The organism is Gillisella vitis (assembly GCF_021559775.1).
In the GTDB taxonomy this organism is placed as follows: domain Bacteria; phylum Pseudomonadota; class Alphaproteobacteria; order Rhizobiales; family Rhizobiaceae; genus Allorhizobium; species Allorhizobium ampelinum.
The window spans coordinates 293,987-313,397 of the sequence record NZ_CP056048.1 but is presented as its reverse complement, the minus strand read 5'-3'; the positions used below and the strand labels follow the sequence as shown (position 1 = coordinate 313,397).

Below are 19,411 nucleotides of genomic sequence, written 5' to 3'. Positions count from 1 at the left end.
ATCCGTCGCGGGCTAAGCGGCGCGATCAGGCAATCCACCTGCAAACATCGAAAATGGCGCAAGCCCCATCATCCGGCGCCCGAAAATCTCGGCTGTTGGCTCCAGCCTGACAGCCCCGTGCAGCATTGCCACCCGGATATCGCGCACGAACCGTTGGAACGGATTGCTCTCATGCGCGGTTGCGGAGCCGATATTGAGCTGCAGGATGCTGACGGCATTGTCCAAGGTGTGCGCGGCGTAGACATTTTCCATCATCGTCGCCTGTTCCAACTCTTCCGAAACCTCGCGCCCTTCCGTTGCGTGGCGATCCAGAAGATCGGCGGCGCAAAGGGCGGTGGTTTCCGCCATCTTGATCATCGCATAGGCTTTTGCAGCACAGACCTGCGTCGATGCCATTTCGGCTACCCGGGGATAAGGCAGATTGAAGGGCTGCTGCTTTCTGGCCATGTCGATGTAGGATTCCAGCGCGCCACGAGCCATCCCCAGCACGATCGCCATATGGGTGAGATTGGTCATGATCATCAGACCACGGCCATCGAACTTGCTGGCAAAGCCCTGGAAACGCTTGCGTGTCCCATCCATGCGAACCGGGAAATCGGCCATGTCCATAAAACGGTGATCGGGAACAAACTGCTCTTCGGTCACCGTCAGGCTATTGGAAGAAGTGGCCTTCATGCCCATGACATGCCAGTTGTCGATGATTTTAACCTGCTCGGCCTTCAAAACCGCCATGGCGCGGCCCATGTGACCCGGCGCAACCTCATAATCGACGCCCACCGCAATCCATTTGGCATGTTTGCAACCGCTGCCGAAATGCCAGGAGCCACTGACCATCCAGCCGCCCTCGACCCGCCGCGCCGAGCCAACCTTGGTGGCAAAAATCGACGCTCCGGCGGCCAGTGGGCCAACCCAGTCACGCCCATCCGCAAAGATTTCATTCACAGCCTGATCGGGAAACGCCAGGATATTGCGAAGGCCACCGGCGACAAATGCCATCCAGCCCGCCGCGCCATCGCCTCGGCCAAATTCGGTGACGATCTCAACCACATCGCGCGCTCCAAGCGCATGCCCGCCAAAATCCGTTGGCAATGTAAGTTTGAACGCACCAATATCGCTGAGGGCTTTCAAGCTTTCAGGCGCCAGGGCCCCCAACTCCTCGCCTTCCTGGGCGTGTTTGCGCAAGAGCGGCACCAATGCCGCAGCTTTGGCACGGATCTCACGGCCAACCTCAGTGCTATAAGGAGAGATGGGTGGATTGGGCAGTACATAGTCAAACTGCTTCGCGTTCATTTCCATGGGATTTCCTCACTTTAAAACAGGAATTTTCGAGTGCGCACGACCATGGCACTGGCGCAAGCACGCCATCCATACCATCGTGGACCGGATGTTTTTGAGCGAATGTCTCCAAGCGCGGCGACAGCCGGGTTCGGATCGATGCACTAAAGTCTGTTGTTTTCGTTTGTCTTTTCAGGAAAACTGAGCTGCACTTTTCCCAATGCAAATCTAGGCGACAAATCTAGGCGGCTGGCCGCGGTTCGCAGATGTGAAAACGCCGATTAAACCATGCGACGGGTGTTGTGTCCCGCTCAACTGTCGATACATCGACAATACGGCCGATCAGCAATTGATGGTCCCCTGCCGACTGGGCCCGCTCAAGGGCACAGTGAAAACACGTGTCGAATTCACTCAGAATTGGCACGCCACATGGCGACAATTTAAAATCGATATCGCTGAACTTGTCTGCACGGCTGGACGCAAAGCGCATAGCAATATCCTGCTGCGGCTCAGCAACGACATGGACCGCGAAATGCCCATGGTCGAGGATGGCAGAAAGCGTTGTGGAACTTTGCGCCAAACCAAGCATGACGAGAGGGGGTGTGAATGACAAAGAGGTGAAACTGCTCACAGTTGCACCAACCATCTCACCGCCACAACCCTGGCTCGTCACGATGACAACGCCAGATGGAAGCTGGCCAAACGCGATCTTCAAATTATCAATATCAGGAAAATTTGCTGCTGATCCCTCCTCCGGATCATGCAGCTTCGCCGAACTCGAAACCATCGAATATCTCCTCCATATTCCTTAGAAGTATCTTAGCACTAAGATAACTTTCGTCAATTGAAAATGTTTGGAGGGGTCGCGTTCTTATGGCGCATTGCGTGAAGCGCCCGAAAACATTAAGAAGTTTAGGACGTCACAAAATGACGTGTTTTAGCCATGAGATAAAAGTGAAGCGCAATGCCACAAGCCGAAGGATTATTTTCGGACCTTATTAGTCAGTGGGAAGAGGATTTCCCGGGGGAAGACAGCAGTCCCATCGCGATTGCCATGAGGCTTCGGCATCTTTACCTCCTGGACCAGGCCTCCCTGGAGGAGGTGCTGGTGGCATTCGATATCGGCATCGGCGAAGTCGATGTTCTCACCCATCTTCGGCATCAATCCCCACCCTACCGTTTGCGGCCAAGCGATCTTGCCGAGCTTTGCATGGTCACGACTGGGGCTATAACAGGCCGTATCACCAGATTGGAAGACAAAGGGTTCGTCGAGCGCGTCCCGTCTCTGTCAGATAAACGCACGGTCTATGTACAAATGACCGAAAGCGGTGAAAAGCTGTTGCGAGAGACGCGGGTTCAGGTGGCCAGGTCCTCGCATTTTCTGGACGGCATTCGCAGCCTTTCCGCGCCTGAACGCACCCGCTTGGACCGGCTTCTTGCCAAATTGATCCAGGTTCTGTGACGCCCATCCTGTCAGAATGGGCGAAAAGCAAAGCTCGGAGCTATCAACGCATCCTCACGCCTTGAATAGTAGGCATCAGCGCAGCCGGAAATACGATCAGGATGGCAAGATCCTGAAGTCGGCACCCTCAGGCAGAAGTTGTCCCCCATCGACAACGATGGTTGTGCCGGTCACGTAGCTCGCATCATCAGAGGCGAGGAACAGGAAGGCATTGGCCACATCCCGAGGGGACCCAAGACGCGCGAGCGGGATCGCGTCCTCCATATTCTTGATGAAGGCGGCGCTTCGATGCAACTGTATGGCCTCCGTCATGATGTTGCCCGGCTCGACCCCATTGACATTGATGCCATAGGACGAAAATTCCAGTGCGGCTGAGCGAATGAACCCGTTGATACCAGCCTTGCTTGCCGCATAATGGCCATGGCCCGGACTGGTGACATGTGGACCGGTGATCGATGACGTAAAGAGAATGCGCCCCGATCCTTGCGTCTTCATCGGCGCAAGTGCCGCCCGCGCGGCATTGAAACAGCCCCGCAGATTGACCGCCATCACCTGATCCCAATCATCCGGACTGGTATGCTCGATCAATTGCCAGGGATAGATGCCAGCATTCTGTACGATGATATCGATCCGACCATGGCGTTCAACAGTGAACTCAACGGCAGCAACCGCATCCTGCATGCTAGCGATATCGGTGCGGATAAAATCGATGCCGAGTTCGTCGGCTGCGGCCTTGCCTTCCTCCGCATTGAAATCGGCGAGCACGAGTTTCGCGCCCTCCTCTTTGAACCGCACGGCAATCGCTTTGCCGATGCCGCGAGATGCACCGATCACCAGTGCGACCTTGTCTTTCAATCTGTCTGTCATGCGAGCCTCTGGCGGAGCCTTTGTTTGAACGTATCGAGAAGAACGGCTGCGAGCACCAGGAAACCATGAATGACCTGGGTATAATTCGCTGGCAGCCCCATCAGGTTGATGGCTGTATTGATGGAAGAGAGCAGCAGCACCCCGGCATAGACGCCCGGCAGAGCGCCGACGCCGCCCTTGAGGCTGACACCGCCAATCACCACCGCTGCAAAAGCATTGAACAGCAGGCCAACACCGAGATTGGCGGTCGCACCCGATGTGCGAACGGCCAGCAGCCAGCCAGCAAGACCGGCAATGGCACCGGCCATGACGAAGGCGATAATCAGATTGCGGGTGACGCGGATGCCAGCCCGAAAGGTTGCCGTCTCATTGCCGCCGATCATCACCAGATGACGACCGAACGGCGTCTTTGCCATCATCACCGAGAAGATCAGGAAGCAGGCAATAGCGATCCAGGCTGTCAGCGGAATGCCGATAAAGCGTTCGATGGCAAACCAGCGGATGGCAGGGGCCAGATCCTGGGCCGAGCGTCCGCCGGACACGGCCAACACGATACCGCGCACCCAGATAAAGGAGGCGAGCGTGATGATGAAAGCGCTCATCTTCAGTTTGACGACGAGAACGCCGTTGATAAGCCCGATCAGTCCACCGATGGCGCAGGCCACCAACAGCGAGACCGGAATCATCAGCCATTCGGGCGAAAGCTTGATACCAAGGCCGATGCCTGCCGAGCAGAACAGAATGCCGACCGCCATGGCCGACAGAGCTGCGACAGACTCGACGGACAGATCCATATGGCCGGTGATGATCACCAGGGCGAGACCAATCGACATCACTCCCAATACGCTCGATGCTTCGATGATATTGGTGAAGATACCGATCTGGAAATAGTTCGGGATCAGCACTGAGAACATGGCCAGCACCAGGATGAGCATGAACCAGACGAGATTGTCGAGGACGAATTCAAGGGTTTTGCGTGTATGAGGCGTCATGCGGCGCATCCGGATTGGAGAAGGGGAATCCGGGGCCATCAGGCCCCGGAATGAAGGCCGTTCACTCGACGGATTTGATCGCAGCTGTCGGCGGCTTCAGATTGCCCCAGAAGGATGGGTTATCGACATTCTCCTTGGTGATGGCAGAGCCAGGGATCTTGATGTTCGGTCCCCAGGTTTCCATGGTCACAACGCTCTTGAGACCGAGCACATCATAGTCTCCAGCCTTGATCGGCTTTTTGCCGACGACCTTGTCCATGAACATCGCAATGGCTGCTGCCTGTGCATAGAGCGGTTGCTCGACTTCGACATTCAGCCAGCCCTTACGGATCAGGTCGAGGCCAACGGGCGCACCGTTGGAACTCATCAACATCACGTCGCCCGGCTTCTTGCCGGCAGCCTCAAGCGAGGCAACGGCAGCGACCGAAAGATGGGCAGCATGCAGGAAGATCAGATCGATGTCAGGATTGGCAAGCATCTGGTCGGAAACGATTGTTCCGGCGGCACTGGCTTCCCATTGCACGGCGGGTACCGATATGATTTTGACGCCGGGGAAGGCCTTGATTTTCTCCTCGAAACCCTTCTGGATATCGAGCGTGTAGGGATCGCCGGGATCGCCGAGAACCTGAAGGATCTTCCCTTTTACATCCCCATTTTTGCCCTTGAGCAAGCTGATCGCGTGGTCACCGGCGATATGGCCAATCTCGACCGTGCCCGCAACCGAGGTGAAATCCGAGGGTGTCGATGTGATCTGCCGGTCGAATTCGACGACGGGAATGCCTGCGGCGCGTGCGGCCTCAATCGACGGCTTGAGCGCGTTGAAGTCTACTGCGGCCAGGATGATGGCCGCGGGCTTCAGCGCAATCACGTCATTCATCTGCGATTGCTGGGCGTCTGTCTTGTTGTCGGCATTGAGTGTTTTCATATCATAGCCGACCTGACCCAGGAACATGCTCAGCGCGTTCACCGAGCCGGTCTGGAATTCATCCAGCAAGGTCGGAACGAGGTAATAAACCATCCCTTTTGTTTGGGCGGCAGCCGATGTCCATGCCGCGAGGTTGAGCATCAGAATGCCCAGCAAGACTGTTAATAGTCGTTTCATTGGTTTCTCTCCAGTTCACCGGACCCCTTTTCATTTTTATTGGCTCACCGGTCCGGCTCCGGCGAGGGTTTGCCCTGTGATCATTTCGATCACTGCATCCGGGCTTGTCTGGCTTCGCTCTACATCACCGGCAACAACACCGTGGCGGATGACGACAATGCGATCTGCGACCTGAAAGGCCTGCTGCATGATATGGGTGATGATGACGACGCCGATGCCCTGGCTGGCGACATGACGGATCATCTCCAGTCCGCGCCGGGTCTGTTCGACGCCAAGGGCTGCAAACGGTTCATCGAGCAAGACCAGCTTGCCACCCCAATGCACGAAGCGGTTGAGCTCGATGGCCTGGCGCTGGCCGCCGGACAGGTGCTCGACCTTGGTGCGCATGGAGGGAATACGGGTTCCCGCGCTGGCCAGCGCCTTGGCTGTAATGTCTTCCATGGCGCGTTCATCCAGAAAGGGAATGCCTGCCACCTTGCGGGTCAGCTCGCGGCCCATGAAGAAATTACCGACCACATCGACATTGGTGCAGAGCGACAGGTCCTGATAGACAGTTTCGATACCAGCGGCCTTGGCCTCGGCAGGCCTTTTTGCCTGAAAAGGCTCGCCTTCGAACAGCATGCGTCCCGAGGTCGGCTGCAAGCCGCCCGAAATGATTTTCACCAGCGTCGATTTTCCCGCACCATTATCCCCGAGCAGGGCCACGACTTCGCCCTTGCCGATTGAGAAACTGATGCCCTTCAGGGCTTCGATTGCGCCGAAATTCATGCGGATATCGTCGAGGACGAGGAGGTTTTCGGTCATACGGCAATCCCTTTCTCTGGCGCTTCATACCAAGTCTCGAAGATGCTCACGCATCCTCGACTTGAGGAATTTCGAATATCTCAAATGCATCAGAGGCTTGAGATATTCGAAAGCGGAATACCAAGATCATTTTTCAATGATCTTTCGTATCAAACATCTGACCAAAGCGCGGCGACAGAACACCGAAGACCGCGAGGGCCGCAGCCCCCCGCAGCGCCGAGCGCTGACAGTCGCTGGCAACCACAACCCGTGGAACGGTGCGGTTAGTGCGGGCGGAAATCGAGTTGGTGAGACCCTCACTAAGCGTCACCAGCCGCTCGATCAGGGATTGCGGCGCAAGACCGCCCAGCACGATGGTTTCCGGGTCGAACAGGTTTTCGATCGTGCGGATCGCGCTGCGGAAAATCGGTGCTATCGCATCGACCCAATCCTCCTCAGACAAACCACTTCTCTTGAATGCATCAAGCGACAGATAGCGCTCCAGGCAGCCGCAGTTTCCGCAATGACACACCTCACCATCGGGAACGGCGGCGATATGGCCGATTTCACCGGCATTGCCCCAGGCTCCCCGCATCACGACGCCGTCATGCATCATGGCACCCCCGAGACCAACGCTGAAAAACAGATAGAAATAATCCGAAAACTGTTGTCCGAGACCATACAACTGCTCGCCCAAAGCCGCCGCTGCCATGTCGTTTTCCATGAAGGCTGGCAGACCCGTCGCATCGGCAAGCCGCTGACGGATATCGACATTCTTCCAGCCCGCCATGGTGGTCGGCCCAACGAAGCTCATGGAGTCCACATCGAACGGGCCAGGCAGGGCCAGACCGGCACCCAGCAACCGCCCCCGGCGCGGGCTTGCCTTCAGGTCTGCGACCATGTCGCCAATCAAGGCAAAAGCCTCGTCCGGCATGGCATTCGGCGCCGAGCGCTGGCGGCTTTCGACCACTTCGCCACGAAGATTGACGAGCGCTGCTTCAATGCCGAGCGGCGTGAGGTGAATGCCGACAGCATGCCCGCCTTCCGGGTTGATGGTCAGTGCCGACGGCGGAATCCCGCGCCCCTTTGGTTTTTCCCGTACAGAAAGGAGAAGCCCCTGATCCTCAAGTTCGCGCACAATGGTGGAGACAGTCTGGACCGTCAGGCCCACCCGTTCGGCGATATCGCCGCGTGTTGTCGGCCCATGCAGCCGGATCGATTCCAAAACAATCCGCCGATTATACGGCCTTCCTGATTCTTGATTGGTGCCACGCAAAGCCATGTCGAAAGCCCCCTGGATGACAGAAGAGTGACACCGGTTTTTTATTTAGTCAAATGGTTTTCAAAAAAGAATCTAGAGTCTGTCAGGTTCGGATTGAACCTGACAGACTCTCGCTTTTCTTGTTTTAGTTTGTCTTTGCGGGAAAACCGGATTCCACTTTTCCCTGACAAACTCTGGCTATTTCAATGGGTGCGGGTGAGTTCTTCCAGGAGCATCAACAGGAGAAAGCTGGCTCATGGATTGTCGCTGCGCGCGTCGAGCGCATCACGCAAACCATCGCCAATGAAGTTGAAGCTGGTGACGGCAAGCGTGATGGCGACACCCGGCACGATGGCGAGCCAAGGCGCGCTTCCCAGATATTGCTGCGCACTGTTGAGCATATTACCCCAGCTCGGCAAGGGCGGCTGGATACCATAGCCGAGGAAGCTGACATAGGCCTCGAGCAGGATGGCGCGGGCCACCGTCAGCGTGGCGGCAACGATAATCGGACCGACCGCATTGGGCAGGAGTTCGTGGATCATGATATGGCTGTTGCGCAGCCCCAGCATTCGGGCGGCCATAACGAAATCGCGCTCGCGCAGCGAACGCACCTCCGCTTCAACGATCCGGGCAACTTCCATCCAGCATGTCACCGCGATGATGACCGTGATCATCAATGGGCTTGGCCTGATAAAGGCGGCAAGTGCCAGCAGCAAAAAGATCGACGGAAAGGACAGAAAGGCATCGACGAAGCGCATCAGCACCGTGCCAATCAATCCACCGCGATATCCCGCGACAACGCCAACGACGGCACCGATAGCCGTGGACATCAGCATGGCGAAGAAACCAATCAACAGCGAAATACGCCCGGCATTGAACAACCTTGCGGCGATGTCGCGCCCCAGCGGATCGGTGCCGAAGATGTGGGCGCCGGTCAGCGGCGGCGCAAAGCGGGCGCGCAGATCGATAAACAGCTCGTCATAGGGCAAAAGAGAGGGACCGACTACGCAGGCAAAGATCAACAGCGTGATCATCACCAGGCCGACAAGGGCGAGTTTGTGACGGAAGAACCGGCGTGCGACGCGGCTCCGCCACCAGCGCGAAGGCCGCGCGGGCGGGACCGGAGACGGAATAGCAATGGACATGGGTTTCTCCTTCGGTTCGCGACAGGGTTTCGTCAACCGAGCCGAATGCGGGGATCGACGAATGCGACCAGAAGATCGGCGACAAGGCTGCCGATCAGTGCGAAGACGGCGGTAAACATCAGCAGGCCCATCACGACCGGATAGTCATGATAGCCGAGGCTGTCGAGAAACAGCCGTCCCATACCCGGCCAGGTAAACACCGTCTCGGTGACGAGCGCCCCGCCCAGCACGATGGGAAGCTGCATGCCGGCCAGCGTGATCGTCGGCAGCAACGCATTGCCGACGACATGTTTCATCAGCACGCGGCGGGGGGAGACGCCCTTGGCCTTGGCGGTCCGCACGAAATCCTGGTTGATCACCTCCAGTGTGGCAGACCGCATATAGCGGCTCCACACGGCGATATCGACCAGCGCCAGCACAAGGCTCGGCATGACCAGATGGATGGCATAATCGGACAGGGAGCCATTGCCGATCGTATACATATTACCGGCTGGCAACCATTTCAGCTTCAACGCGAACACATAGATTGCCACGAGACCAAACCAGAACGTCGGAATGGAAAGTGCCACCATGGCGCCGACAGTTGCCGCATAGTCGAAAAGGGAATAGCGACGGGTGGCGCCCTTGATACCAATCCACACCCCGAGAATGACGGCAATGACGGTCGATGTTCCCATCAAAAGCAGGGTGGCGAAGAAATGACTTGATATGATCGACAGCACCGGCTGCTGATCGCGGTAGGATTTCCCCCAGTCGCCTTGCAGCAGGCGCCAAACCCAATCGAGATACTGGATGGGCAGGGGCCGGTCGAGACCCATCTGATGGGCGATCCGGTCCATTGCCTCGCGCGTCATGCCCGGCGTCAGCGCATATTGCGACAGCGGGCCGCCGGGCGCGAGATTGAGGATGGCAAATCCGATGATCGAAACGAGCAGCAGCAGAACAAGGCTCTGCATCAGCCGGTTGAAAAGATAAGAGAGCATAGGCAGGCTCCGCTTCATGGGTGAACGGGCTCAGGCATGCCGGACGCCGAGGCGTCCGGCGCACTACAGCGCCGTGCGCCATATATGCGCACAAAGCATCGCTGTAGCTCCTTATATTTGTTGCATAATTTTCTCTTTAAACCGATTCCGATTTAAAGAATGATACACTATGTCGTCAGGCCCAGCGCCAGGTGGCGACGTTCCAGGTGTCGATACGCACATTCACGTTGGGCGTCACGTTCTCGACGCCCTGCTTGTGGCCGCGCACGGTCGCATACTGGAACATTGGCAGGAGCGGCAGTTCCTTGCGCATGATCTCCTGGATCTTCAGGTAGACGGCCTTGCGCTCCTCCGGTACGAACAGCTCGCCGCCCTTGGTGAGCAGCTCGTCTACTTGCTGGTTGGAAAACTGCCAGGTGTTCTGGCCGGAACCGCCCTTGGCCGGGATCGCCGTAGACCGGAAGAAATTGGAAGTGTCGGGATCGGACCCCGTCAGGAAATCCAGGCCAACGATGACGGCGTCGAACTTCGACAGCGTCCAATAATCGCCCCACATCACCGCTGGCGGCAGGTTGGAAATGGTCATTTCCACCCCGATATCCTTGAAGGACTGTTGCAGGAATTGCTGGACCTGTTCGCGGATATGGTTGCCCGCCGTCGTTGAGCAGGTGAAGGACAGTTTAACCCCACCCTTGGCGCGAATGCCGTCGCTACCAGCCACCCAGCCGGCATCATCCAGCAGCTTCTTGGCCTTGGCGATGTCATATTCATGCTTCGGCAGGTCAGGATTGAAGTAGAAGGATTGCTGCGGCACATAGCTTTCGGTGGGGGTCGGCAGGCCGTAATAGAGCGCTTCGATAATCGACTGCTTGTCGATGGCGGCATACAGAGCCTCGCGCACCGCCGCTTCCTTGAACTGTGGGCGCTCCATGTTGAAGGTGAAGGATTCAACCGTCGAACCCGGCACCACATTGACCACCTTGCCGTCCAGCCCCTTGGCTTCCTCGTAGTGATCGGGCGTGATCCACTGCAACCCGACCACATCAATATCGCCCGTCTTGAACTGGGTGTACATGACATTCAGATCGGGAACGTATTTGTAAATCAGCTTTTCGACATAGGGGCCGTCACCAAAATAATCCGGGTTGGCAGCCAGCAGGATATGGTCTCCGGCGACCCGCTCAGCCCATTTGAACGGACCGGTGCCAACCGGCGCGGTGTTGAACGGCGCATTGTTCGGATCGGCGCTGGCCGACAGAAGATGTTTCGGCGTGATGAAGGTCGAGGCCAGAATGGAAGGATAGGGCGCAAAGGGCTTGTCCATCCGCCAGGTGATTTCCGTGGGCGATACGACAGTCAGGTCACGGACGAATTCATGGCCGGTTTTACGCCAACTGCGGAAATTGGCATCGACCAGCAGTTCGAGCGTTGCCTTGACGTCTTCAGCAGTGAACGGCTTGCCGTCATGCCATGTCACGCCATCGCGCAGCTTGATCTTCCACTTCAGGCCATCGGCTGAGATGCCGCCGTTTTCGACGCTCGGCACTTCCACGGCCAGTCCCGGAACGAATTTGCCGGCGGCATCAACGCTGAACAGCGTATCGAATATGCTGAAATGAATGCCTTCATCCACTTCGATATGAGGCATATGCGGATTGAAAACCGTCGGCTCCTGGGAAAAGCCGACAGTCAGCTGTCCCTTGATCGATTTGGTCGCGGCACTGGCCGCGCGAATGCCTATAAGCTCCGAGATTGGCAGCCCCGAGAGAAGCACGCCGGACGCTCCAAGCGCCATGAGGCCAAGCGCCTGGCGACGCGTGGGATGCGGTATCGAATTGCGTTCCTTATCGGACATTGCATGTTCCCTTTTTTCTGGTGGTTATCGACCTTCATCCTGCTCGCTCTCTGCCGGAGCGATTTAATATGGCAAACCATTGAAAATGGTGCGCCGTATTGCATGTTCGAATATCTCAAGCCTCTGATGCATTTGAGATATTCGAACTATGAAGGCGAGGATGCGTGAGCATCTTCGAAGCCTTCGCGTAAGCCATGCCGCATTCAAAAGCCGCTGATCAGTTCGATTTTCGAGCCATCGCTAAAGCGGCTGAACCGGAAGTCCTTGCGATCGACAATCGGGTTGCGTCCCGTGACGATATCGGCCATCAGCCGACCGGCAGCCGGTCCGATACCGAAACCATGGCCGGAAAAGCCAGTGGCGACGTGAAAGCCGGGAATGGCGTCGATGGCATCGATGACCGGAATGGCATCGGGTGTCACATCGATCATGCCCGCCCAGCGCTGCGAAATCTCCGCCTTTTCGAAGACGGGGAAAGCCTTCTTAAGTTGGGCCAGCGCACCGTCGGTCATCGCCTTTGATGGCACAGGGTCCAGCACGCGGTTGTATTCGAACGGAGACGCCTCATCGAGCGACCAGCGGCGCGGAATGCGCCATTCATCGAAGAACCGGCCCGTCAGCCGCAGATCGAGAGAACGCCATTCATGGCGCAGCGCGGGCAGGAAATTGCGCGCATACCGGAAAGAGGCTGGCACGATATCGACGATATTCTGAAAGCCGTTGGCAATCGTGTAGCCGCCATCCGACCGCTTGCGAATGGCAAAGCCGTTTGACCAGATGGCCTCCTCCGGGCCACCCTCCAGCGGTTTGGTGCGCAGCACGGAATTCATCACCTTCAACTGCGGAAGGTCGAGGCCGTTATTGCCGCAGAACAGGTTGGACCATGCACCGCCCGCCAGGACGACGGACTGGCAGGCAATCTCACCGCGCTCCGTCACCACACCCGACACTTTGCCGCCGGAAAGCTGAAGACCGCGCACCGCGCATTCGGTAAGGATGAAGGCGCCCCGGTCGCGGGCCGCCTCGGCAATGGCGGGTGCGGCCTTCTGCGGTTCGGCGCGGCAGTCACCCGCTGTGTAAAGCGCACCGGCAATATTCATGTCGGAGCCTGGATATTTCTCCCGGAACTCCTTGGCGCTCAGCATCCGGCTTTCGATCTGGTAGCCGTCCAGATTGCTGTTCCAGCGCGCGTGTTCGGCAAATTCCTTCTCGGTGGCGCAGGTAAACACGATGCCCGAACGCTTGAAGCCGGTTTCCCGGCCCGTGCGGCGGTTAAGATCGGCCCAGATGCGCAGCGACTCGGCCATCAACGGCACTTCGCGCGGATCGCGTCTCGAAATCCGAACCCAACCCCAGTTGCGGCTGGACTGTTCGTGGCCGATGCCGCCTTTTTCGCAGAGCGCCACTCTCAATCCCTGATCGGCGAGTTCAAGTGCGGTGGATGTGCCGATAATGCCGCCGCCGATAACAACGACATCCACGTGGCTCGGTAGTTCCGCATCCCCATGGACGGGAACAACATAGGGACCTGGCATGTCAGAAAAACTCCTTAAGCTGGCAGTCGTTGTTTGTCTTTTCAGGAAAATCGGCTTCCACTTTTCCTAAGGCAAACTCTCAAGACCAATAATGCGCCGATAGGTACGCCCGAGTATCGAGATCAGCATCTGATGTTCTTCGTCGGTAATATCGGGAAAGAAATCCCTCGATTGTTTCACGACAAGGGGACGAACACGCTTTGCCAGCGCAGCACCCTTGGGCGTGATGAACAGGCCTTGGGCACGGTTGTCGCCGTCATCCACCTCGCGGCGCAGGAGTTCCTGCTCTTCCATCTGATCAACCAACCGCACCATGGCCGAACGATCCTTCAGGATCAGTTGCGCGATGGCGGAGGACCGGATGCCTGGATGGCTATCGACCAACAACAGCGTCGTGATCTTGCCGGTCCCCTTGGCAACCTCGAGCTTACCAAGTTTCTGATCGAGATCGCGGGAAACCGCCATGTTGATCGTACGGATGTAATAGCTGAGGACATTTTCCAGAACATCCAGTTCCACTACCGCCATCTGGTCGCCCTGTCCCATTGTCATCACCAAAAACACCCCGCCGCAGAGCTATTTAAGCGAAAGCACAATTAATCGATTTCCAGTTAACTCCCGAAAACACAATTTTGTCAGCGCGTTGAATGTTGGATATGGACGAAAGAGCGTGGGGGCCATTCTATCGTCTATTCTTTGCTTAAGAGGATTGAACGCCCATTAATGGACATTTGCAACTATTTTTTTGACATTGAAGATGCAAATTTACGCATCCGACAATACCGCCCAAAATATAGCCGCCCAGCCAGCAGACATGCCCTTTCCTGCACGATTGGCAAGCAGACGCGCCTCGTTCAAAGACAGGCGTCCAAGGTCATTTCAAGCTGAATCCAGGCCAGGCCAATGTGGGAATTACACCATCACGGCAGGCTCCCATTCGGTTCCGGGAATAGCGGAAACGAGTTGGCGGGTATAATCATGGGTAGGGTTGCGGAAGATCTGCGAGGGTCGTCCGTATTCGACAATACGGCCCTTATACATCACCGCGATCTCATCGCAGATCTGGCTGGCGACGCGCAGATCATGGGTGATAAAGGCCATGGCCAGTTTCATTTCCTGCTGCACTTCCGTCAGCAGCTGAAGGATCTGCGCCTGGATCGAAACATCGAGCGCCGAAACGGCTTCATCCGCGACAATCAGCATGGGATTGAACATCAATGCGCGGGCTATGCCGATACGCTGGCGCTGGCCGCCTGAAAACTCATGCGGATACCGATCATAGGCGCCTGCATCGAGGCCAACCCGTTCCAGAAGCCGCATCGCGCGTGTTCGCGCCTCGTGAATGGGCGTCGCCTGAGCCACTGGTCCGACGGTCAAGATGCGACCGATGGTCTGGCGCGGATTGAGGGAGGCGAAAGGATCTTGAAAGATCATCTGGATATAGGGCCGCATCGAGCGGAAAGCCTCTTCCGACAGGGGTGCAATATCACGGCCACCGAAGAGGATTTCGCCGGAATCGCTGTTCATCAGTTTGACGAGAAGACGGCCGAGCGATGATTTCCCCGACCCGGATTCCCCGACAATACCCAGCGTCCGGCCTTTGGCGATCGTGAAGGAGACATCATCGACCGCCTTGATCACCCGGCCCTTCGACAGGAAACCTGAACCAGTCCCATAGGTCTTGCAGAGATTGCGGGCCTCCAGAACAACAGGGGTATCCGTCTCATTCTCACGGTCGCTTGCGCGCATCCGCGGCACGGCCGCGATCAGCCGTTGCGTATAGGGATGATCAGGGCTTTTCAGCACCACGGATGCCGGCCCTTGTTCGACGACATGCCCCTTTTCCATGACAATCACACGGTCGGCAATCTCGGCCACCACGCCGAAATCATGGGTGATGAACATCACACTCATCTGCTTGCGGCGCTGGATAGACGCGATCAGCTCAAGAATCTGCGCCTGTGTCGTCACGTCGAGGGCGGTGGTCGGCTCATCAGCGATCAACACCTTCGGTTCAAGCGCCAGCGCCATGGCAATCATCACGCGCTGTCGTTGACCGCCGGACAATCGGAAGGGATATTGATGCTGCATCAGTTCCGGGTCCGGCAGCCCCACCTCGGTGATCAGGTCGAGAACACGCGCCCGGCGCTCCTGCTGCGTGCCAATGCCGTGGGCTTCCATGACCTCGGCGATCTGATCGCCCACGGTCATCAGGGGATTGAGCGCCGACAACGGGTCCTGGAAAATCATCGAAACGATCCGGCCACGCAACGCGCGCAAGGTGGCGGCATCGGCACCGACCAGTTCCTGGCCCTCCAGCACGATGCTGCCGGACACAATGTGCAAAGATGACGCCAGAAGTCCCATCGTGGCATTGGCCGTCACGGATTTTCCCGAACCGGACTCGCCGATAATGCACAGAATTTCTCCAGCCTTCAGGTCGAAGGACATATCTTCCACCGCATATCGACGGTCCATGCCCGGCGGCAAGCCGACAGTCAATCCTTGCACGGACAGCAGCTTATCTGCCTCGCTTACATCGTCTTGAACAGATTTCGGCATGAGTTACCCCTTATTGTTGCGCGTCTCGTTCTTTTGAAAAGACAGATGCAAGAAAGGTGCCGTAACGCCGCAGGGTCCCCAATCCATTACATAGGGCTATGCGCCAAGACCCAATGGCCGGGCGAAACCGCCTCATAGGAATCATCATCCCCATGGGTGGGCAGCGCGACGGGCACACGTCTCTCGCCGCTACGGCGGCGGCCAAGGCGCGGAACGGCTTCCAGCAGGCTCTTCGTATAAGGATGCCGGGCATGTTCAACAATCGCTTCGACCGGGCCATATTCCACGATACGACCATGATGCATCACGGCAACCCGGTCGCAGAGATGGGCAACGACGGCCATGTCATGCGAAATGAACAGGTAGGAGAGAAAATTCTCTTTCTGCAAATCCGCCAGCAGGTCGAGAATCTGGGCCTGAATACTGACATCGAGGGCAGAAACAGGTTCATCGGCAATCACCACCTGCGGCCCTGGCGCAAGCGCACGGGCAATGGCGATACGTTGACGCTGGCCACCGGAAAACTCATGCGGATAGCGATCCGCATAGTCCCGCTTGAGCCCGACTTTCTCCAGAAGATCCGCAACGCTCTCGCCGATCTCTTTCCAATTGGCGACGCCGGTAGCGTAGATCCCCTCCCCGATCTGGCGACCGATCGTCAGTCTGGGATTGAGGGAGGAATAGGGGTCCTGGAAGATCATCTGGCAATGGCGAAACGCCTCTCGGCGCAAGGGCGCTGAAAGACCGGCAATATCGGTGCCGCCGATGCGGATCGTGCCTTTATCAGCGGTTTCAAGCCCGACGGCGATACGGCCCAGCGTCGATTTACCGGAACCGCTTTCGCCGATCACCCCGAGCGTTTCGCCGCGCCCGAGACTGAGAGACACACCGTTGAGCGCCCTCACCTCTCGCCCGTTCGCGGAAAATACCTTGCGGATAGTCTCAAGGGCCAGGATTGGTTCTGTGGTCATCTGGCATTGGCCTTTGTCTTGTCGCGGCGCTGCCGCATTGCCCGTTCGACGGTCAGATGCGAGGCCAGCAACGCTTTGGTATAGTCATGCTGCGGCGCAGACAGAATTTGCGCGACCGGGCCGGTTTCAACGATGCGCCCGCCGCGCATGACCGCGACACGATCCGCCGTTTCGGCAACCACACCGATGTCATGGGTGATCAGTAGAATGCCTGACCCATGGCGCAGTTTGAGATCAACAAGCAGATCCAGCACCTGCGCCTGGACTGTCACGTCAAGCGCCGTGGTCGGCTCATCGGCAATCAGCACGCCGGGCTTGAGGGTCAGAGCAGCGGCAATCATCACGCGCTGGCGCATCCCGCCGGACAATTGATGCGGATACTGTCCGAGAATACGCTGGGGTTCGGGAATGCGGACATCCTCAAGGGCGGCAATGGCGTGCTCCAGCGCCAGACGACGCGCCATGCCCTTATGACGGATCAAGCCTTCGCTCATCTGGCGACCAATGGTCAGGACCGGATTGAGCGACGTCATCGGCTCCTGGAAGATCATGCCAATTTTGGCGCCGCGCACATCTTCCATGTCCCGGCGCTGAAGCCCGGCAATATTCTGCCCATCGATCTCGATCGTGCCTGACATTGTCCCCGCCTCCGGCAGAAGACGCATGATCGACAGCGACGTCATGCTCTTGCCGCTGCCGGATTCGCCGACAAGGGCGAGGATCTCTCCCCGGGCAAGGTCGAACCCGACACCATCGACTGCGGTGAACGGCCCTTGCCTGGTGGGGAAGGCAACCGTCAGATCGCGGACTCGCAGATAAGGTTGCGTCATGGTCTTGCCTTTCGGCGGGGGTCGATGAGGTCCCTGAGGCTGTCACCGATCAGATTGAAGGAAAGCACGGTGAGGCAGATCGCCAATCCCGGAAAGATCAGAATCCACGGGGCTTTGGTAATATAATTGCGCCCCGAGGCAAGGATGGCGCCCCATTCCGGCGATGGCGGTTGGACCCCAAGCCCCAGAAACGAAAGCCCGGCGGCGGACAGGATGGCGGACGAAAATCCAAGTGTTGCCATGACGATCAGGCTTTGCACAATATTCGGCATGACATGGACGCGGACCAGCCGGGCGGACCGGGTGCCTGCAAGTCTGGCGGCCTCGATATAGGGTTTTGCCCGCTCGGCAGCCGCAAGGCCGTAGGCCACCCGCGCGTAAAAGGGAACGAGGCTGATCGCAATCGCCAGCGTTGCGTTCTCTATTCCCGGCCCGAGAAAAGCGACCAGCGCAAGGGCGATCAACGTATCGGGAAACGAGTAGAGCACATCGATAAGCCGCAACAGCAAAGCCTCGACAACCCGGCCACCGAAAGCGGCGATCAGACCAATGAGACCGCCAATCACCAGACCGCTGACGACAGCGCTGAGGCCGATGCCAAGCGACAACCGCCCGCCGAGCAGCACGCGGCTGAAAAGGTCGCGGCCAAATTCGTCGGTTCCGAAAAGATGCGCTGCCGATGGCGCCGACAACCGGGGGCCTGACGCCATCCTCATCGGATCGAACGGAGCAATATAGGATGACAGCAGAGAAAGCAGCACGATGACAAGTGCCAAGGCCAGCCCTATCGTCACACTGACAGGCAATCTGAGAGAGAACATGCTGCGTTTTGCTATGCTGGTCATCTTTGCCTCATGCGGGGATCAAGAAAGCCGTAGAGAATGTCGATCAGCATCGAAACGATGACAACCGAACTGGCGAAGACGACAATGAAGCCCTGGATCATCGGATAGTCACGCTCCAGCATGGCCTGGACGGCCAGCCGACCGATGCCATTCCACGAAAAGACGTTCTCGATGATCACCTGACCGCCGAGAAGATAGGCAAAGACCAGTCCGACCACCGTAACGATGCTGATCAGCGCCGGTTTCAGGGCATGAACCAACAGCACCTGATACTCCCGAAGCCCGCGCGCGCGGGCCGTGCGGATATAGTCCTCGGCCAGGACCTCGACGAGGGCCGAGCGTGTCATGCGCGCCACCAGGGCGCAATAGGTCAGACCCAGTGTCAGGGCTGGCAGGATGATGTTGCGCAAACCCGAGCCCGCAACCGGCAACCAGCCGAGCTTCAGCGAAAACACCTGGATCATGATCAGACCCAACCAGAAACCGGGGATGGAGACACCCAGAACCGCAATCACCATGACCGCCGTATCGGTCAGTTTTCCGCGGTGGATTGCCGCTAGAAAACCCAGCGGTATGCCAATGGCAAGGGCAACGCCGAGCCCTGAAACCGCCAGAACAAAGGTGTTCGGCAACCGCTGGAGCAGCAATCTTGCGACAGGTTCGTTGCCGCGGATCGTCATGCCAAGATCACCCTGGAAAACGTGCAAGGTATAGAGCCCCACCTGCTGCCATACTGGCAGGTCGAGCCCCAGCCTAGCCCGCATTTGCGCCATCGCTTCCGGACTTGCGGTTACGGATTGCGCCATCATCGCGGTGACCGGATCGCCAGGGACGATATGGATGAGAATGCCCGACAGGATAATGACAGACACAACCGTCGCCAGGGCAATGAGCAGCCGTTTTAAAATGAGAACAAGCATTGGAACCCGTCTGTATCGGAAGG

At 57.7% G+C, this 19,411-nt stretch carries 18 protein-coding genes; 1 reads left to right on the top strand and 17 read right to left on the bottom strand.

Annotated features, from left to right (window positions below):
• Window positions 1-12 precede the first annotated feature (12 nt).
• Together AVCG78_RS18620 and AVCG78_RS18615 are read right to left on the bottom strand one after the other, a co-directional pair.
• Window positions 13-1,296 (bottom strand): acyl-CoA dehydrogenase family protein, encoded by a 1,284-nt coding sequence (locus AVCG78_RS18620; protein WP_012653700.1) that lies wholly within the window; start codon window positions 1,294-1,296, stop codon window positions 13-15.
• Window positions 1,297-1,516: 220 nt separating this feature from the next.
• A complete protein-coding gene (locus AVCG78_RS18615) occupies window positions 1,517-2,062 on the bottom strand; it encodes a flavin reductase family protein (protein ID WP_071206847.1) in 546 nt (181 codons plus the stop codon).
• A gap of 321 nt (window positions 2,063-2,383) precedes the next feature.
• On the opposite strand from AVCG78_RS18615, the gene AVCG78_RS18610 reads away from it, so the two are divergent.
• Window positions 2,384-2,737: a MarR family winged helix-turn-helix transcriptional regulator gene (locus tag AVCG78_RS18610; RefSeq protein ID WP_234617656.1), complete on the top strand. Its 354-nt coding sequence runs from the start codon at window positions 2,384-2,386 to the stop codon at window positions 2,735-2,737.
• 96 nt (window positions 2,738-2,833) lie between these two features.
• Here AVCG78_RS18610 and AVCG78_RS18605 read toward each other — a convergent pair whose 3' ends face one another.
• The 15 genes from AVCG78_RS18605 to AVCG78_RS18535 all read right to left on the bottom strand — a co-directional run bounded on the left by AVCG78_RS18605 (window position 2,834) and on the right by AVCG78_RS18535 (window position 19,388).
• Window positions 2,834-3,604 carry an SDR family NAD(P)-dependent oxidoreductase gene (locus tag AVCG78_RS18605; protein WP_012653697.1) on the bottom strand — a complete coding sequence of 257 codons (771 nt, stop codon included), beginning with the start codon at window positions 3,602-3,604 and terminating at the stop codon, window positions 2,834-2,836.
• On the bottom strand, window positions 3,601-4,596 hold the full coding sequence (locus tag AVCG78_RS18600) for an ABC transporter permease (protein WP_071584569.1): 996 nt from the start codon (window positions 4,594-4,596) through the stop codon (window positions 3,601-3,603). Before AVCG78_RS18600 ends, AVCG78_RS18605 begins: the two co-directional genes overlap by 4 nt.
• A gap of 61 nt (window positions 4,597-4,657) precedes the next feature.
• Window positions 4,658-5,698, bottom strand: a complete 1,041-nt coding sequence (locus AVCG78_RS18595) for a sugar ABC transporter substrate-binding protein (protein ID WP_071206849.1) — start codon at window positions 5,696-5,698, stop codon at window positions 4,658-4,660.
• Window positions 5,699-5,734: 36 nt separating this feature from the next.
• Window positions 5,735-6,502 (bottom strand): ATP-binding cassette domain-containing protein, encoded by a 768-nt coding sequence (locus AVCG78_RS18590; RefSeq protein WP_071206850.1) that lies wholly within the window; start codon window positions 6,500-6,502, stop codon window positions 5,735-5,737.
• A 133-nt stretch (window positions 6,503-6,635) separates the two neighbouring features.
• Window positions 6,636-7,763, bottom strand: a complete 1,128-nt coding sequence (locus tag AVCG78_RS18585) for an ROK family transcriptional regulator (RefSeq protein ID WP_071206851.1) — start codon at window positions 7,761-7,763, stop codon at window positions 6,636-6,638.
• Window positions 7,764-7,996: 233 nt separating this feature from the next.
• The gene (locus AVCG78_RS18580; protein ID WP_071206852.1) at window positions 7,997-8,887 is read right to left on the bottom strand and encodes an ABC transporter permease; all 891 of its coding nucleotides are present in this window, start codon (window positions 8,885-8,887) and stop codon (window positions 7,997-7,999) included.
• A gap of 32 nt (window positions 8,888-8,919) precedes the next feature.
• Entirely contained in the window at window positions 8,920-9,870 is a 951-nt protein-coding gene (locus AVCG78_RS18575) for an ABC transporter permease (RefSeq protein ID WP_071206853.1), read from the bottom strand.
• A 175-nt stretch (window positions 9,871-10,045) separates the two neighbouring features.
• Window positions 10,046-11,725 carry a peptide ABC transporter substrate-binding protein gene (locus AVCG78_RS18570; RefSeq protein WP_071206854.1) on the bottom strand — a complete coding sequence of 560 codons (1,680 nt, stop codon included), beginning with the start codon at window positions 11,723-11,725 and terminating at the stop codon, window positions 10,046-10,048.
• A gap of 203 nt (window positions 11,726-11,928) precedes the next feature.
• Window positions 11,929-13,260: an NAD(P)/FAD-dependent oxidoreductase gene (locus AVCG78_RS18565; protein WP_071206855.1), complete on the bottom strand. Its 1,332-nt coding sequence runs from the start codon at window positions 13,258-13,260 to the stop codon at window positions 11,929-11,931.
• 66 nt (window positions 13,261-13,326) lie between these two features.
• Window positions 13,327-13,806, bottom strand: a complete 480-nt coding sequence (locus AVCG78_RS18560) for a MarR family winged helix-turn-helix transcriptional regulator (protein WP_234796108.1) — start codon at window positions 13,804-13,806, stop codon at window positions 13,327-13,329.
• A 366-nt stretch (window positions 13,807-14,172) separates the two neighbouring features.
• A complete protein-coding gene (locus tag AVCG78_RS18555) occupies window positions 14,173-15,822 on the bottom strand; it encodes an ABC transporter ATP-binding protein (protein ID WP_071206857.1) in 1,650 nt (549 codons plus the stop codon).
• A gap of 86 nt (window positions 15,823-15,908) precedes the next feature.
• Window positions 15,909-16,793, bottom strand: a complete 885-nt coding sequence (locus AVCG78_RS18550; RefSeq protein ID WP_071206858.1) for an ATP-binding cassette domain-containing protein — start codon at window positions 16,791-16,793, stop codon at window positions 15,909-15,911.
• Complete coding sequence (locus AVCG78_RS18545; protein ID WP_071206859.1) at window positions 16,790-17,623, bottom strand: ABC transporter ATP-binding protein; 834 nt, start codon at window positions 17,621-17,623, stop codon at window positions 16,790-16,792. The genes AVCG78_RS18550 and AVCG78_RS18545 overlap by 4 nt, the downstream gene beginning before the upstream one ends.
• Window positions 17,620-18,468, bottom strand: a complete 849-nt coding sequence (locus AVCG78_RS18540; RefSeq protein ID WP_071206860.1) for an ABC transporter permease — start codon at window positions 18,466-18,468, stop codon at window positions 17,620-17,622. The genes AVCG78_RS18545 and AVCG78_RS18540 overlap by 4 nt, the downstream gene beginning before the upstream one ends.
• On the bottom strand, window positions 18,465-19,388 hold the full coding sequence (locus tag AVCG78_RS18535) for an ABC transporter permease (RefSeq protein ID WP_071584484.1): 924 nt from the start codon (window positions 19,386-19,388) through the stop codon (window positions 18,465-18,467). Before AVCG78_RS18535 ends, AVCG78_RS18540 begins: the two co-directional genes overlap by 4 nt.
• Window positions 19,389-19,411: the final 23 nt, after the last annotated feature.

Bases quoted from the DNA above. Each gene is read 5' to 3' on its own strand.
- AVCG78_RS18575 (WP_071206853.1), bottom strand. From the start codon at position 9,870: ATGCTCTCTTATCTTTTCAACCGGCTGATGCAGAGCCTTGTTCTGCTG.
- AVCG78_RS18600 (WP_071584569.1), bottom strand. From the start codon at position 4,596: ATGACGCCTCATACACGCAAAACCCTTGAATTCGTCCTCGACAATCTC.
- AVCG78_RS18615 (WP_071206847.1), bottom strand. From the start codon at position 2,062: ATGGTTTCGAGTTCGGCGAAGCTGCATGATCCGGAGGAGGGATCAGCA.
- AVCG78_RS18565 (WP_071206855.1), bottom strand. From the start codon at position 13,260: ATGCCAGGTCCCTATGTTGTTCCCGTCCATGGGGATGCGGAACTACCG.
- AVCG78_RS18620 (WP_012653700.1), bottom strand. From the start codon at position 1,296: ATGGAAATGAACGCGAAGCAGTTTGACTATGTACTGCCCAATCCACCC.
- AVCG78_RS18595 (WP_071206849.1), bottom strand. From the start codon at position 5,698: ATGAAACGACTATTAACAGTCTTGCTGGGCATTCTGATGCTCAACCTC.
- AVCG78_RS18545 (WP_071206859.1), bottom strand. From the start codon at position 17,623: ATGACGCAACCTTATCTGCGAGTCCGCGATCTGACGGTTGCCTTCCCC.
- AVCG78_RS18605 (WP_012653697.1), bottom strand. From the start codon at position 3,604: ATGACAGACAGATTGAAAGACAAGGTCGCACTGGTGATCGGTGCATCT.
- AVCG78_RS18585 (WP_071206851.1), bottom strand. From the start codon at position 7,763: ATGGCTTTGCGTGGCACCAATCAAGAATCAGGAAGGCCGTATAATCGG.
- AVCG78_RS18535 (WP_071584484.1), bottom strand. From the start codon at position 19,388: ATGCTTGTTCTCATTTTAAAACGGCTGCTCATTGCCCTGGCGACGGTT.
- AVCG78_RS18580 (WP_071206852.1), bottom strand. From the start codon at position 8,887: ATGTCCATTGCTATTCCGTCTCCGGTCCCGCCCGCGCGGCCTTCGCGC.
- AVCG78_RS18570 (WP_071206854.1), bottom strand. From the start codon at position 11,725: ATGTCCGATAAGGAACGCAATTCGATACCGCATCCCACGCGTCGCCAG.
- AVCG78_RS18555 (WP_071206857.1), bottom strand. From the start codon at position 15,822: ATGCCGAAATCTGTTCAAGACGATGTAAGCGAGGCAGATAAGCTGCTG.
- AVCG78_RS18540 (WP_071206860.1), bottom strand. From the start codon at position 18,468: ATGACCAGCATAGCAAAACGCAGCATGTTCTCTCTCAGATTGCCTGTC.
- AVCG78_RS18550 (WP_071206858.1), bottom strand. From the start codon at position 16,793: ATGACCACAGAACCAATCCTGGCCCTTGAGACTATCCGCAAGGTATTT.
- AVCG78_RS18590 (WP_071206850.1), bottom strand. From the start codon at position 6,502: ATGACCGAAAACCTCCTCGTCCTCGACGATATCCGCATGAATTTCGGC.
- AVCG78_RS18560 (WP_234796108.1), bottom strand. From the start codon at position 13,806: ATGGGACAGGGCGACCAGATGGCGGTAGTGGAACTGGATGTTCTGGAA.